The 13,462-nt window shown below is 67.8% G+C and carries 13 protein-coding genes; 7 read left to right on the top strand and 6 right to left on the bottom strand.

Annotated features, from left to right (window positions below; all coding sequences use genetic code 11):
* Positions 1-64 precede the first annotated feature (64 nt).
* On the bottom strand, positions 65-919 hold the full coding sequence (locus NP80_RS12150) for an alpha/beta fold hydrolase (protein ID WP_006411195.1): 855 nt from the start codon (positions 917-919) through the stop codon (positions 65-67).
* A gap of 392 nt (positions 920-1,311) precedes the next feature.
* Here NP80_RS12150 and NP80_RS29470 point away from each other — a divergent pair, with 392 nt between their 5' ends.
* Positions 1,312-1,620, top strand: a complete 309-nt coding sequence (locus tag NP80_RS29470) for a hypothetical protein (protein ID WP_060139831.1) — start codon at positions 1,312-1,314, stop codon at positions 1,618-1,620.
* Positions 1,621-1,684: 64 nt separating this feature from the next.
* On the opposite strand, the gene NP80_RS12145 is transcribed toward NP80_RS29470, so the two are convergent.
* From NP80_RS12145 to NP80_RS31765, 5 genes are all read right to left on the bottom strand, one after another.
* Positions 1,685-2,014 carry a DUF3579 domain-containing protein gene (locus NP80_RS12145; RefSeq protein ID WP_006411194.1) on the bottom strand — a complete coding sequence of 110 codons (330 nt, stop codon included), beginning with the start codon at positions 2,012-2,014 and terminating at the stop codon, positions 1,685-1,687.
* Between the two features lie 23 nt (positions 2,015-2,037).
* Positions 2,038-3,399: a sigma-54-dependent transcriptional regulator gene (locus NP80_RS12140; protein WP_006410934.1), complete on the bottom strand. Its 1,362-nt coding sequence runs from the start codon at positions 3,397-3,399 to the stop codon at positions 2,038-2,040.
* The gene (locus NP80_RS12135; protein WP_006406854.1) at positions 3,389-5,272 is read right to left on the bottom strand and encodes a sensor histidine kinase; all 1,884 of its coding nucleotides are present in this window, start codon (positions 5,270-5,272) and stop codon (positions 3,389-3,391) included. The genes NP80_RS12140 and NP80_RS12135 overlap by 11 nt, the downstream gene beginning before the upstream one ends.
* A 163-nt stretch (positions 5,273-5,435) precedes the next feature.
* Entirely contained in the window at positions 5,436-6,800 is a 1,365-nt protein-coding gene (locus tag NP80_RS12130; protein ID WP_006406856.1) for a 2-hydroxycarboxylate transporter family protein, read from the bottom strand.
* A 57-nt stretch (positions 6,801-6,857) separates the two neighbouring features.
* On the bottom strand, positions 6,858-7,217 hold the full coding sequence (locus NP80_RS31765; RefSeq protein ID WP_157160125.1) for a hypothetical protein: 360 nt from the start codon (positions 7,215-7,217) through the stop codon (positions 6,858-6,860).
* Between NP80_RS31765 and NP80_RS12125 the strand changes: the two genes are divergently transcribed.
* From NP80_RS12125 to NP80_RS12100, 6 genes are read left to right on the top strand one after another with little or no spacing between them, the layout of a single operon-like run.
* Positions 7,216-8,067: a MetQ/NlpA family ABC transporter substrate-binding protein gene (locus NP80_RS12125; RefSeq protein WP_006410923.1), complete on the top strand. Its 852-nt coding sequence runs from the start codon at positions 7,216-7,218 to the stop codon at positions 8,065-8,067. The genes NP80_RS31765 and NP80_RS12125 overlap by 2 nt on opposite strands.
* 11 nt (positions 8,068-8,078) lie before the next feature.
* Positions 8,079-9,476 carry an LLM class flavin-dependent oxidoreductase gene (locus NP80_RS12120; protein WP_006410931.1) on the top strand — a complete coding sequence of 466 codons (1,398 nt, stop codon included), beginning with the start codon at positions 8,079-8,081 and terminating at the stop codon, positions 9,474-9,476.
* 18 nt (positions 9,477-9,494) lie between these two features.
* Entirely contained in the window at positions 9,495-10,673 is a 1,179-nt protein-coding gene (locus tag NP80_RS12115; RefSeq protein WP_006410930.1) for a methionine ABC transporter ATP-binding protein, read from the top strand.
* Positions 10,666-11,322: a methionine ABC transporter permease gene (locus NP80_RS12110; RefSeq protein ID WP_006410928.1), complete on the top strand. Its 657-nt coding sequence runs from the start codon at positions 10,666-10,668 to the stop codon at positions 11,320-11,322. The genes NP80_RS12115 and NP80_RS12110 overlap by 8 nt, the downstream gene beginning before the upstream one ends.
* 55 nt (positions 11,323-11,377) lie before the next feature.
* Positions 11,378-12,232, top strand: coding sequence for a hypothetical protein (locus NP80_RS12105; protein ID WP_006410913.1), 855 nt, complete (start codon positions 11,378-11,380; stop codon positions 12,230-12,232).
* Positions 12,229-13,440: an acyl-CoA dehydrogenase family protein gene (locus NP80_RS12100; protein WP_006410926.1), complete on the top strand. Its 1,212-nt coding sequence runs from the start codon at positions 12,229-12,231 to the stop codon at positions 13,438-13,440. Before NP80_RS12105 ends, NP80_RS12100 begins: the two co-directional genes overlap by 4 nt.
* Positions 13,441-13,462: the final 22 nt, after the last annotated feature.

Genomic DNA, 13,462 nt, shown 5'->3' with positions numbered 1-13,462 from the left:
CCGCGTCGTCCTTGGCGAGGATCACGGCAAGGCGGCCCCGAAGCCGCCCGACACGACGGCGCGCTTAAGCCGCGACGAACTCGTGCACGAAGCGGTTGAACACGGCCGGGCTTGCCGCGTTCATCCCGTGCGACGCGCCGGCGACGGTCTGCCGTTGCGCGTTGGGGATCCATTGCGACAGCGCCTCGACGTTGTTGCGGAACATCTTCGGGCTGCGCTGGCCGTCGATCAGCAGCGTGCGGCAGGCGATATCGCCCGCGGTGCTCGCCGAATACGCGGGCAGCGGATCGCGCAGCTGCTTCGGCAGCGTGCTTGCGTTGTCGATCGCCATCGCGCGGAAGCGCGGCGTGCTCTTCTTCCACGCACCGGGCAGGCTCACCGAATCGACGAACATTTCGAGGCCCGCCTCGACGCTGCCGCTGCCGATCAGCTCCACCGCCTTCGCCCGTAGCGCCATGGCGGCCGCCGGCAGCTTCGCCTCTTCTCGCACGCCGTCGCGTTGCAGCGGGCCACCCGGATCGGCGAGCGTCAGCGATTCGACGAGGTGCGGATGCTGGCGCGCGACGTTGAACGCGACGCTGCCGCCGCGCGAGTGGCCGACGAGATGCACGGGGCCGAGATCGAGTGCGTCGATGAATTCGGCAAGCTCGTCGACGTGGTTCTGCCAGCCGAACTCGTCCTGGATGCCGGCTTCGACGGCCGGCCAGTAGTGGCTGAGGCTCGGCGCAATGCAGCGATAGTGGGCCGACAGCGCGGCGAGCTGCGGATCCCAGTAGCGGTAATCGCACAGCGAACCATGAACGAACACCATCGGCGCGCCGCTGCCCCGCTCGACATACGGCAGGCTGATGCCCGACGAAAGCGTCGCAAATTGCAGGTCGGGGTTCGCGAGCACCGAAGGCTCGATTCGCATGTTCATGACTGAAAGACTCGAAGGTGCGTCAACACGACGCAACTATGCCTCAGGGCGAGCTGCAAGCAAAACGCATAATTTTCATCGTGACGATCAATTTTGTTGATGGATCGGGCGCAAAGCCTTGTCGGAACAAGAGGGTAGGCGATCGGCTTACGGCCATCGGCGTGCCGACGTTCAGCCGGTCCATGAAGGTGTCGACCCGGTGCCTGGCCGCGACGGTGACAGTGCGGATCGAGATATCCAGTCATATCGAGATATACAGGCGAGCAGCGGCGTTACGATTGCGGCTTTCCGCGGGGGCAGTCAGACCTACGGTCCGGGCTTCGTCCCGGCGAGAACGAGAACTCGATATCGGAGCTGGCTGAACCGCCACAGATTTTGTTTTGGGAAGTAAGATGAAGCGTATGGCTTGCGCCCTTCTAGGCTTCGTATGGGGACTTCTCGTGACGGGGGCATCGTTCTATGTTTTCAACCGCCAGGACTGGGCCAAGCCGTCACGCCCGGCAGTCGGTTGCGGCGAGTCCTGCGCATCTCACGCTGGCTTGGTCGCGACGATGCTCTTCATTCTTCTATGGCCATCGATCGCGTGTGCAGTGCTCAATGCTATTGCCTACAGACGTTGGTCATTACGCAAATGGTGCATCGCGTTCGTCGTCGTGACCCTGTTGGCAATTCTGTTTCATCTCGCCACCTACGTGACCTGATCGATCAGTCGCACCGATAACGGATGAAATACCCCCGCGATCGTTATGCCGGGTTTCGCATGAATCACCGCACCGCCAACACCGGCGCCGTCTTCACCTCGACAGGCAGATCGTTATCCGCCGCGAACTGCATCGCGAAGTCGAACGCATCCACGCACACGGCGCGCAATTCGCCCGACACGAACAGGCATTTGACGCCGCCGTCGACGACCGGCATCGCGAGCCGCGACAGCGCACCCGGATAACCGGGCCGCCGTTCGCCGACGAACAGCGTGATGACGCCCGCGAGGCGCTCGGGCCAGTCGCTCGGTCGGAAGGTTTTCCGCGCGTGCGTGATGCCGCGGATCAGGTAGCCGTCGATGCGGCCGTGCTCGGTGATGTCGATGCGATCCATGCCGGTGCGTGTCCTCGTTCGCGTCATTCGCCGCCATCGGCCGCCGCGTCGCCGCGCGCGGGAATCCGGAGGTGGCGCAGCTTGTGATAGAGCGTTTTCTTCGGCATCCCGAGCGCGATGCTCGCGTCCGCGACGTTCCCGTGGTGACGCCTCAGCATGTCCTCGATCAGCATCCGCTCGAAATACGCGAGCTGTTCGGCGAGCGTGCCGCTCGTCGGGCGCGGGCCGTCGCCCGACAGCAGGCTGTCGCCGGTCAGCCCGAGCACGAAGCGATCCGCGACGTTCTGCAGTTCGCGTACGTTGCCGGGCCATGCGTGCGTCATCAGTTCGGACACCTGCGCGGCGGTGACCACCGGCGCCGGCTGGCCGAAGCGCCGCGCGGCCGCGAGCACGAAATGCTCGAACAGCAGCGGCACGTCCTCGCGCCGCTCGCGCAGCGGCGGCAGCTCGATCTGCGCGACGTTCAGCCGGTACAGCAGATCGGCGCGGAACCGTCCGTCCGCGGCGAGTTCGGCGAGATCGGCCTTCGACGCGGCGATCACGCGGCAGTCGACCGGAATCAGCTCGTTCGCGCCGAGCCGCTCGACCACGCGTTCCTGCAGCACGCGCAGCATCTTGATCTGTAGCGGAATCGGCATCGTCTCGATCTCGTCGAGAAACAGCGTGCCGCCCTGCGCCCATTCGATCTTGCCGATCCGCTTCTTGATCGCGCCGGTAAACGCGCCGGCCTCGTGGCCGAACAGCTCGCTCTCGAAGATCTGCTCGGGCAGCCCGCCGCAGTTCAGCGCGACGAAATGCGCATCGCGCCGGCCACCGAAATCGTGCAGGCTGCGCGCGATCAGCTCCTTGCCGGTGCCGGTCTCGCCGGTGATCAGCACCGACACCGACGTATCGGCGAGTCGCAGGATCTTCTTGCGTACGTCGGCCATCGCGGGCGACTTGCCGAGCACGAGCGCTTCGATTCCCTGCCAGTTGTTCAGTACCGCGCGCAGCCCCTGCACCTCGAGCGTGAGGCGGCGCTTCTCGACCGCGCGCGCGACGCGGCCCGCGATCAGGTCCGACGAAAACGGCTTCTCGATGAAGTCGTACGCGCCATCGTGCATCGCGCCGACCGCCGTCGAGATGTCGGCGTGGCCGCTGATCAGCACGACGGGAATCTGCGCATCGACGGCCATCACGCGTTCGAGCAGCTGCAGCCCGTCGATGCCGGGCATCCGCACGTCCGACACGATCACGACCGGCGCGCCGGGCGCGACCTGCGCAAGCGCGTCGGCCGCCGACGCGAACGCCTGCACCGGAAACCCGGCCAGCGCGACGGCCTGCTCGACGCCGATCCGGACGTTTTCATCGTCCTCGACGACCAGCACGCGGATTTCATCTTCCATGTTCTGTCCTTTGCGGCGTGGCCGCCGCGAATTCGATGGTGAACTGCGCACCGCCGCCGTCACGATTCGTCGCGGCGATCTTCGCGCCGAATCCTTCGACGATCCGCGACGTGATCGCTAGCCCGAGTCCGAGGCCCTGGCCGCGCGGCTTCGTCGTGACGAACGGCTCGAACAGGTGCGGCAGCACGTCGGGTGCGATGCCGGCGCCGGAATCCGTCACGCTGAAGCGTACGCGCCCGTGCGCGTCCGGGGCGTCGGCGGCAATGGCGATGCGGCGCACCGGCGCATCGTGAACGGCATCGAGCGCGTTGCCGAGCAGGTTCACGATCACCTGCTGCAGCTGGCTCGATTCGGCTGATACCGTCGTGCCGGCCGGAATGTTCACGTCGAGCTGAACGCCTTCGTCGCGCAGCCGCGCATCGTAGATCAGCCGCGCATGCGCGACGGCTTCGTTCAGCGACACCGCGACGCGCTCGACGTCGGGCTTGCGCGCGAACGTCTTCAGTTCGCCGGTGAGCACGGCCATCCCGTCGACGAGCTTGCCGATCCGCTCGAGATTCGCGAACGCTTGCGCCGGCTGATTGCGCTCGAAGAACGTGCGCGCGTTGTCGCACAGCGTGCGGATCGCGACGAGCGGCTGGTTCAGCTCGTGCGTGAGGCCGGCCGCCATCTGCCCGAGCACGGCGAGCTTGCCGGCGTGCACGACTTCCTGCTGCGAATCGCGTAGCCGCTGCTCGGTGCGCTCGCGCTCGACGATCTCGCGCTGCATCCGCTCGTTCGCCTCGGTGAGCGCCGCGGTGCGCTGCGCGACGGTTAGCTCGAGCCGATCGTTCGCGCGGCGCAGCGCGTCCTGCGCGTTCAGCCGCGCGGCGATCGCCCGGCGCCGCTGGATTGCATAACCGACCAGCAGTGCGACGATCAGGAACGCACCTGTCACGAACACGAAGGCCGTCTGCTGCTGGCGGCGCGCGCCGGCGGTGTCGAGCAGCACCATCAGCGAATCGCCGGCCTGCGGCGCGGGACGCGACATCACGAGGTAGCGCACGGTGCGCCCCGCGCGATGCGGATCGGGAAGCGTGCCGAACCACGCCGCCGCGCTGTGCTCGCCGATGCGGCGGTACGGCAGCGCGTCGACGGTGCGGCCCGCATACTGGCGCGACGCCTGGATATCGCGCTGCTGCTGCGCGGTGATCGGGCGCAGTGCCGTGAATTTCCATGCGGGTTCGGTCGAGATCACGACGACGCCGTTGCCGTCGACGACCATCGCCGCGACACCGGGCGCGCGCCACGCGGATTCGAGCGGATCGACGCTGATTTTCGCGGCCGCGACGCCGATCGGCGTACCGCCGTCGCGCACCGCGCTCGCGAAATAGACGCCCGGCACGCCGGTGTTCGTGCCGATCCCGAAGAAGCGGCCGCTGCCGCGCGCGAGCGCATCCTTGAAATACGGCCGGTACGACACGTTCGTGCCGACGAAGCTGACCGGCTCGTTCCAGTTGCTCGCGGCGATCACGTCGCCGCGCAGATCGATTACGTCGACCGCGCCGCTGCCTGCGTCGCGGTTCACGGCTTCGAGATAGACGTCGACCGGATGCAGCAGGTCGCGCGCCTGTTGCGGCGACGCCTTCAGCAACGCACGCACGCTGTCCTGCCGCGCGACCAGTGCGGGCAGGATCTCGAAGCGGCCGAGTTCGCTCTTCAGGCTCGATGCGTAGAGGTCGAGCCGATGCGCGCCGGCTTCCTCGAGCGCGTCGATCGCGCGTTCCCACGCGAAATCGACGACCGCGCCCGCGACGCCGACATACAGCACGGCCGCCGACGCCCAGCCCCACCACGGGATTCCCTTGAAGCTCTTCTGCACGTTCGCCCTCATCGAAGCCCGCAATCGGTTGCCGCATCGGCCGTCCAACCGGCCGTCCAACTGGCCGTCCAACTGGCCGTCCAACTGGCCGTCCTCAACGACACGCGCCGCGCGCCGGTCGGCCCGGCGGCGGCGCGTGCGACGCGGCGTGCGCGACGATGCGCGCGGCCGTGCGTCATCCGAAGTGCGCGAGCAGGATCAGCGTGACCGTGACGACGATCGCGCCGCCGATGCGGGTGGCGATCTGCGCGAACGGCATCAGCTGCATCCGGTTCGCGGCGGTCAGGATCGCGACGTCGCCGGTGCCGCCTTGCCCGCTGTGGCAGGCGTTCACGATTGCGGTGTCGATAGGGTACATCTTCAACAGGCGGCCGACCACGAAACCGGTGCCCATCAGCGTCGCGACGGTCGCGACGATCGTCACGACGTTGACGAGCGTGAACGCGGCGGTCAGCTTGTCCCACGGCGTCATCGCGACGCCGATCGCGAACAGCAGCGGATACGTGACGGCAGTCGAGAAGAACTTGTAGACGACGAACGCGCCTTCCTGGAGCGGCGGCGACACGGCGCGCGCGAGCTTCACGAGCACCGCGAGGAACAGCATCGCGACCGGCGCCGGTAGGCCGAACAGCTTGTGCGCCATCAGCCCGACGAGGTACAGCGTGATCGCGGTGATGCCGGCGCCCGCGATATGCGTCACGTCGACGAGGCCGCGCTTTTCCTCGTGTTCCGGCGACATGTCGCCGGTTTCGCCGACCTGCAGGCGGCCGTTGCCGGTCAGATGCGGCAGGCGCTTGCCGAGCATGTCGAGCGCGCCCGACAGAATGATCGCGGTGAGGCTGCCGAGCATCACCGACGGCAGCACCATCGCGAACATCTCGCCTTGCGGCAGATGCAGGATTTCCGAATAGCCGATCGACAGCGGGATCGCGCCTTCGCCGACGCCGCCCGCCATGATCGGCACGACGATGTACAGCAGCGTGTGGCGCGCGCCGAGGCCGAGCGCGGTGCCGACGGCCGTGCCGACGATCGCCGCGGCGACCGAGCCGAGCGCGAGCGGCACGAAGATCTTCAGGAAGCCCTGGATCAGCACGCGGCGATCCATGCTCAGGATGCTGCCGACGATGATCGATGCGATGAACAGGTACAGGAAGTTCGTCGACTTCGTGAATTCGACGGTCAGGTTCAGTACCGGCTTCGGCAGCACGTGATAGTAGGTGAGCGCGGACGGCACGAAGGTCGCGAAGATCGCGGCCGCGCCGATATTGCGCAGCAGCGGCAGACGCTTGCCGAGTTCCGCGCAGGTGAAGCCGAAGAACGCGAGCACCGCGATCGCCATCGAGATTTCGCCGGGCACCTTGCCCGTCACCGCGAAGCCGACGATCAGCGCGAACAGGATGAGGTAGACCGGCAGCGGAATGATGCCGATGCGGATTTCCATCAGCTTCCACCAGCCTTCGGGCCAGAAGCGCGTGCGCGCGGCCGAACCGGCGTCGACGACCGATTCCGGATGGGACGGGGTAGGGATTGAGGTCTGCAAGACGTGTCTCCTGATGTTGGCATGCCGACGCCGGTGCGCGGCATCGTGTGCGCTCTATTACGCAACGGCCGTGCCAGGATTGCGTCTCGCGATGCGCACATAACGCATTGATTTAAAAGACGTTAGTGTCGTCTGAAGAAAGCCGCCTCGACGGGCCGTTCCGAGATTTCGGAAAACGCGCCGGCGGCAGGCCGAGATTTCGGCCAGGTGCGCCGCCGCCCGCGCCGCACGCCGGTTCGCGCGCCATATCGCCGGATGCGATTTTCTTCGCACAATCGCTTCGTAGACCGCCCCCGTGCCGCTCTCTATCATCGGCTGATCCTTTTCCGATACCGCGACTGTCCGGAGAACGCCTGCGCGTTCGCCGCGGCGTCGCGCATTCGTCGATTCCTCGTTGCACAGGAGAGTGGTTCCCATGCCGCATGCCGTTTTGTCCGTCCGCTTCGTCGCTGCGCGGGTCGCGCGCACCGCCCGGCTGTTCGCGACTGCGCTGTTCGCCGCGTCGCTCGGCATCGCGCTGCCGAACGGCGCGCACGCCGATTCCGCGCCGCTGAAGGTCGGCATCGCGACGAGTCCGCAGATCGATGCGCTGAAGGTCGCCGCGAAGGAGGCGAAGGCGCAGGGTCTCGACGTGAAGATCATCGAATTCACCGACTGGAATACGCCGAACGCGGCACTCGCGAACAAGGACATCGACGTCAACTACTTCCAGCACATCCCGTTTCTCGAGAACGCGAAGAAGCAGGGCGGCTACGACTTCGTCGCGATCGCGCCCGGCACGATCATGAAGATCGGCCTCTATTCGAAGAAGGTGAAAAGCTTCGGCGAGCTCAAGGACGGCGCGAAGGTCGCGATCGCGAACGATCCGGTCAACGGCGGCCGCGGCTTGCTGCTGCTGCAGCGCGCGGGGCTCATCACGCTGAAACCGGGCGTCGACTATCGCGCGACCACGCGCGACATCGTCGCGAACCCGAAGCATCTGAAGATCGTGCAGCTCGAGGCGTCGCAGCTCGCGCGTTCGCTCGACGACGTCGATCTCGCGCAGGGCTATCCGAGCTTCATCAAGCTTGCCGGCACGACGGACCCGAACAGCGCGCTGCTGTTCGACGGCACCGAGAACAAGAACTTCGCGATTCAGTGGGTCGTGCGCCCCGACAGCGTCAACGATCCGCGCATCCGCAAGTTCATCGCGATCTACCAGCATTCGCCGGCGGTGCGCAAGGCGCTCGATAACGCGTTCGGCTCGCTGTACGCGGTCGCATGGTGACGGAGGCGCATATGGCGAATCGCAAGAAGATCCTGCTCAACGCGTTCAACATGAACTGCGTCGGGCACATCAATCACGGGCTGTGGACGCATCCGCGCGACCGCTCCGCGCATTACACCGATCTGGACTACTGGACCGATCTCGCGAAGACGCTCGAGCGCGGCAAGTTCGACGGCATCTTTCTCGCGGACATCGTCGGCGTGTACGACGTGTTCGGCGGCGGCCCCGAGGTCGCGCTGCGCGAATCGGTGCAGGTGCCGGTCAACGATCCGCTGCTGCTCGTGCCGGCGATGGCGCAGGTCACGCGGCATCTCGGCTTCGGCGTGACCTCGAATCTCACGTACGAGCCGCCGTATCTGTTCGCGCGCCGGATGTCGACGCTCGATCATCTGACCAAAGGCCGCATCGGCTGGAACATCGTGACCGGTTATCTCGACAGCGCCGCGCGCGGGATGGGGCTGGCGCGACAGATCGGCCACGACGACCGCTACGAGCGCGCGGACGACTATATGGACGTCGTCTACAAGTTGTGGGAGCAGAGCTGGGACGACGACGCGGTGATCCGCGACGCGCGCGCACGCGTGTTCGCGCGGCCCGACAAGGTGCGGCGCGTGAAGCACGACGGGCCGTTCTATTCGATCGATGCGATCCACCTGAGCGAGCCGTCGCCGCAGCGCACGCCGGTGCTCTATCAGGCCGGATCGTCCGCGCGCGGCGTCGAGTTCGCAGGCCGTCATGCGGAGTGCGTGTTCGTCAACGGCCAGAGCAAGGCCGCGGCGCGCGCGGCGGCGCTCGACATCCGCGCGGCGGCCGCGCGGCAGGGCCGCGATCCGGCATCGATCCGCATCTTCGCGGGCGTGAGCGTCGTCACGGCCGAGACCGAACGGCTCGCGCGCGAGAAGTTCGACGAGTACCGGCGCTATGCGAGCCCGGAAGCGGGACTCGCGCATTTCGCGAGCTCGACCGGCATCGACTTCGCGAAGTACGGCCTCGACGAGCCGATCTCGTATGTGAAGACCGACTCGATCCAGTCGGCCGTCGACGCGATCTCGCGCAAGAGCACGAGCGGCGCGTGGACCGTGCGCCGCATGCTCGAGCAGATGTCGCTCGGCGGCCGCTATGCGCCGATCGTCGGTTCGCCGTCGCAGGTCGCCGACGAGCTGCAGTCGTGGATCGACGAGACCGGCATCGACGGCTTCAACCTGACGCGCACGGTGATGCCTGAATCGTTCGAGGATTTCGTCGACTGGGTCGTGCCCGAGCTGCAGAACCGCGGCGTCTACAAGGAAGACTACGATCCCGCGCCGACGCTGCGCGAAAAGCTGTTCGGCGCGGGCGCGCGGCTGCCGGCGTGGCATACGGGCGCGCAGCACCGGCCGGCCGCCGCGCGCGAATCCGCGCATGCATGACGATTACGGGAGCAAGCGATGACGCATTGGTTCGATACGCTGGGATTCATCGATGCAGCGGCCGCGCAGGCCGGCGCGCACGCCCAGGCGCGCGTGCAGTCGGCTGAGGCGACGAGCGGCGCGGCCGTCTCGCTCGAGCACGTCGGCAAGGTATTTGCCTCGCCGCGCGGGCAGGCCGCCGCGCTGCGTGACGTGACGCTCGACGTGCGGCGCGGCGAGGTGTTCGGCATCATCGGCCGCAGCGGCGCCGGCAAATCGACGCTGCTGCGGCTGATGAACGGGCTCGAGCGCCCGAGTTCGGGGCGCGTGCGCGTGCAGGGCGTCGACGTCGGCACGCTCGACGAGGACGGCCTCGTCGCGCTGCGCCGCCGGACCGGGATGGTGTTTCAGCACTTCAACCTGCTGTCCGCGAAGACGGTATTCGAGAACGTCGCGCTGCCGCTGAAGATCGCCGGCGTGCCGAAGGCCGAGCGCACGCGCAAGGCCGAAGCGCTGCTCGAACTGGTCGGGCTTGCCGCGAAGCGCGACGCCTATCCGGCGAGCCTGTCGGGCGGCCAGAAGCAGCGCGTCGGCATTGCGCGCGCGCTGGTGCACGACCCCGAGGTGCTGCTGTGCGACGAAGCGACGTCGGCGCTCGATCCCGAAACCACGCAGTCGATTCTCGCGCTGCTGGCGGACATCAACCGCCGCCTCGGGCTGACGATCGTGCTGATCACGCATGAAATGGAAGTGATCCGCGCGGTGTGCGACACGGTCGCGGTGATCGAGCAGGGCGAAGTCGTGGAGACGGGCCCCGTGTGGCGCGTGTTCGGCGATCCGCGGCACGGCGCGACGCGCGCGCTGCTCAGCACGCTCGTGCACGACCTGCCGGCCGAGCTCGCGGCGCGCGTGCAGCCGCTGCACGACGAGGCCGCGCTGCCCGACGGCGCGCAGATCGTGCTCGACGTCCGCTATACGGGCGAGAGCGGCGGCGAGCCCGACGTCGGCGCGCTCGCGGCGGCGCTCGGCGGTTCCGTGCGGTTCCTGCACGGCGGCATCGAACGCATCCAGGGCCATGCGCAGGGGCGTCTCGTGATCGCCGCGACGCCGCGTGCGGACGACGCCGGCCCGTCGACGGCACACGCCGGCGCGGTCGCCGCGCTGCTCGAACGCGCGCGCCGGCATGCGAATCACGCGGAGGTGCTCGGCTATGTTTGAACTGTGGTGGCCCGAACTGCTCGACGCGATCCGCGACACGCTGTCGATGGTCGCCGCGTCGGCCGCGATCGCCGCGCTGCTCGGCATTCCGCTCGCGGTGATCCTCGTGACGACCGCGCCCGGCGGCATCTACGAACGGCGCGGCGTCAACGCCGTACTCGGCGCGCTCGTAAACGTGTTCCGCTCGACGCCGTTCATCATCCTGCTGGTTGCGCTGCTGCCGTTTACGCGCGTGCTGATCGGCACGACGATCGGCGTGTGGGCGGCCGTCGTACCGCTGTCGATCGCCGCGATTCCGTTCTTCGCGCGGATCGCCGAAGTGAGCCTGCGCGAAGTCGATCGCGGGCTCATCGAAGCCGCGCTCGCGATGGGCGCGAAGCGGCGTCACATCGTGTGGCACGTGCTGTTGCCCGAAGCGCTGCCCGGCATGCTCGGCGGCTTCACGATCACCGTCGTCGCGTTGATCGGTTCGACCGCGATGGCCGGCGCCGTCGGCGCGGGCGGGCTCGGCGATCTCGCGATCCGCTACGGCTACCAGCGTTTCGACACCGCCGTGATGGCGACCGTGATCGTGATCCTGATCGCGCTCGTCTCGGCCGTGCAATTCACGGGCGACCGCCTGGTCCGACGCGTGACCCGGCGCGCTTGAACGGCGCCGCGCGCGCCTGCCCGCTTCATCAACGATCCTGAGAGACCGAATCATCATGACTTTGCCCATCGGCGCACCGCGCGAATGGAACGGACAATTCGAGGAAGCGCTATTCGTCGACGTCGCGCGACGTCATCGTCCCGACTTCCCGGACAAGCTCGCGGCGGCGCCGCGCGAACCGCGCACGGCGGACGAAGTGGCCGCCGTCGCCGACTACTACACGAAGATGGCGTCGCACGACCTGGTCATCGTGCAGGTCGTCGCGAAGGCGATCGATACGCTGTTTCGCGACGATCCGCACTTTCAGCTGATCCTGTCGCGCCAGCTCGGCGACGACGGCGCGCATGCAGCGCTCGGCCGCGAACGCGTGACCGAGCTGACCGGTCGCGATCCGCTGCCGGACGTCGACCGGCTCGTCGCCGCGCACTGGGCGCGCATCGGCGATCTCGCGGTGCGCGACCTCGCCGGCTTTCTCGCCTTCGAATGGCATTACGAGCTGCACATCCTCGCGAAGCTGTGGATTCAGCGCAAGACCGGCCGCATCGCGGACGGCGCGATGCGCGAGCACGGCGAGAACCGGATCCGGCCGGACGAGGAATGGCATCGCGTACAGATCGTCAACTGGTGGTTCGCGACGCTGGCCGCGCTGCCTGCGGCGGAGCGCGATGCGCTGATCGATCGCGTGATCGCGGCCGACGAGCAGATGCAGGCGCGCCTCGACGGCTATCTGCACGACGAATACGCGCACACCGCGCACGTGTTCGGCGCCGATATCGCCGACTACCGCGCGATCTACGACGACTGGCGGCGCGAAATGCTGTCGCGGCTGACGGGCCGTCGTCTCGACGCGCTCGTGCCGTTGTCGCGCGATAGCGTCGGTCAGGAACACGATCGGGAAGTCGTCGCATGAACGATCCACGCGGCCCGGCGACGCTTGCGCGCGACGACGATTCGTCCGCGATCGACCGCGATGCGCTCGCACGCACGATCGACGCGTTGCGCGACACGGCGGCCGTACGCGACCGCGCGGGCGGGCATGCGGCGCGCGAGAAGCAGTGGCTCGCCGACGCCGGCTTGCTGACGCTCGCGGTGCCGCGCGCATTCGGCGGGCGCGGCGCCGAGTGGCCCGCGATCTACGATGCGATTCGGCAGATCGCGCGCGTCGACAGCGCGCTCGCGCATCTGGTCGGGTTCCAGTGCCTGCAGGTCGTCAGCATCGACGTGTGGGGCAACGCCGCGCAGCGCGAACGCTATCTGCGCGGCACGGTCGAGCATCGCTGGTGGTGGGGCAATGCCGTCAATCCGCTCGACACGCGGCTCGTCGCGACCGCGACGCCCGACGGCGGCTACCGGCTCGACGGCGTGAAGGGGTTTTGCTCGGGCACGCGCGGCTCGCAGCGCATGACGGTGTCCGCGCACGATCGCGACACCGGGCGCACCGTGTTCGGCGTCGTGCCGACCGATCGCGACGGCATCACAGTCAACGACGATTGGGATCCGATCGGCCAGCGTCAGACCGACAGCGGCAGCGTGCGTTTCGACGCGGTGACGCTCGCGCCCGACGAAGTGCTGCACCGCTCCGAGTCGCCGCCGACGCCGCGTGCGACGCTGCGCACGCTGGTGTCGCAGCTCGTGCTGACGAACCTGTTCGTTGGGCTCGCCGAAGGCGCGCTCGAGGCCGCACGCGATTACGTGCGGCAGCATGGGCGGCCGTGGATTCACGCGGACGTCGCGCATGCGAGCGACGATCCGTATACGCTGCAGCGTTTCGGCGACATGCGCGTGCAGGCAGTGGCTGCGGCATCGCTTGCCGACCGCGCGGCACGTGCGCTGCAGCATGCATGGGTGCAGCACGACACGCTGAGTGCCGATGCGCGTGCGGAAGTCGCGCTCGCCGTATCGGAAGCGAAGATCGTCGCGCAGCGTGCGGCGCTCGCGAACGGCGAAGCGTTGTTCGACGCATGCGGCGCCCGCGCGACGGGCGCGTCGCTCGCGCTCGACCGCTTCTGGCGCAACGCGCGTACGCATACGCTGCACGATCCGCTCGACTATCGGCTGCGGGACGTCGGCCGGTTCGCGCTGACGGGCACGCTGCCGCAGGCGTCGCTCTATACGTGACGACACGATCGACGCCGTCGCG

Origin of the sequence: Burkholderia multivorans ATCC BAA-247 (assembly GCF_000959525.1) — a bacterium.
GTDB classification, from domain to species: domain Bacteria; phylum Pseudomonadota; class Gammaproteobacteria; order Burkholderiales; family Burkholderiaceae; genus Burkholderia; species Burkholderia multivorans.
The sequence above is the reverse complement of the archived record's forward strand: the minus strand, read 5'-3'. Positions and strand labels throughout refer to the sequence as shown.

Excerpts from the sequence above, each read along its gene's own strand:
- NP80_RS12150 (WP_006411195.1), bottom strand. The coding sequence starts at position 919 with ATGAACATGCGAATCGAGCCTTCGGTGCTCGCGAACCCCGACCTGCAA.
- NP80_RS29470 (WP_060139831.1), top strand. The coding sequence starts at position 1,312 with ATGAAGCGTATGGCTTGCGCCCTTCTAGGCTTCGTATGGGGACTTCTC.
- NP80_RS12145 (WP_006411194.1), bottom strand. The coding sequence starts at position 2,014 with ATGGATCGCATCGACATCACCGAGCACGGCCGCATCGACGGCTACCTG.
- NP80_RS12140 (WP_006410934.1), bottom strand. The coding sequence starts at position 3,399 with ATGGAAGATGAAATCCGCGTGCTGGTCGTCGAGGACGATGAAAACGTC.
- NP80_RS12135 (WP_006406854.1), bottom strand. The coding sequence starts at position 5,272 with ATGAGGGCGAACGTGCAGAAGAGCTTCAAGGGAATCCCGTGGTGGGGC.
- NP80_RS12125 (WP_006410923.1), top strand. The coding sequence starts at position 7,216 with ATGCCGCATGCCGTTTTGTCCGTCCGCTTCGTCGCTGCGCGGGTCGCG.
- NP80_RS31765 (WP_157160125.1), bottom strand. The coding sequence starts at position 7,217 with ATGGGAACCACTCTCCTGTGCAACGAGGAATCGACGAATGCGCGACGC.
- NP80_RS12120 (WP_006410931.1), top strand. The coding sequence starts at position 8,079 with ATGGCGAATCGCAAGAAGATCCTGCTCAACGCGTTCAACATGAACTGC.
- NP80_RS12115 (WP_006410930.1), top strand. The coding sequence starts at position 9,495 with ATGACGCATTGGTTCGATACGCTGGGATTCATCGATGCAGCGGCCGCG.
- NP80_RS12110 (WP_006410928.1), top strand. The coding sequence starts at position 10,666 with ATGTTTGAACTGTGGTGGCCCGAACTGCTCGACGCGATCCGCGACACG.
- NP80_RS12105 (WP_006410913.1), top strand. The coding sequence starts at position 11,378 with ATGACTTTGCCCATCGGCGCACCGCGCGAATGGAACGGACAATTCGAG.
- NP80_RS12100 (WP_006410926.1), top strand. The coding sequence starts at position 12,229 with ATGAACGATCCACGCGGCCCGGCGACGCTTGCGCGCGACGACGATTCG.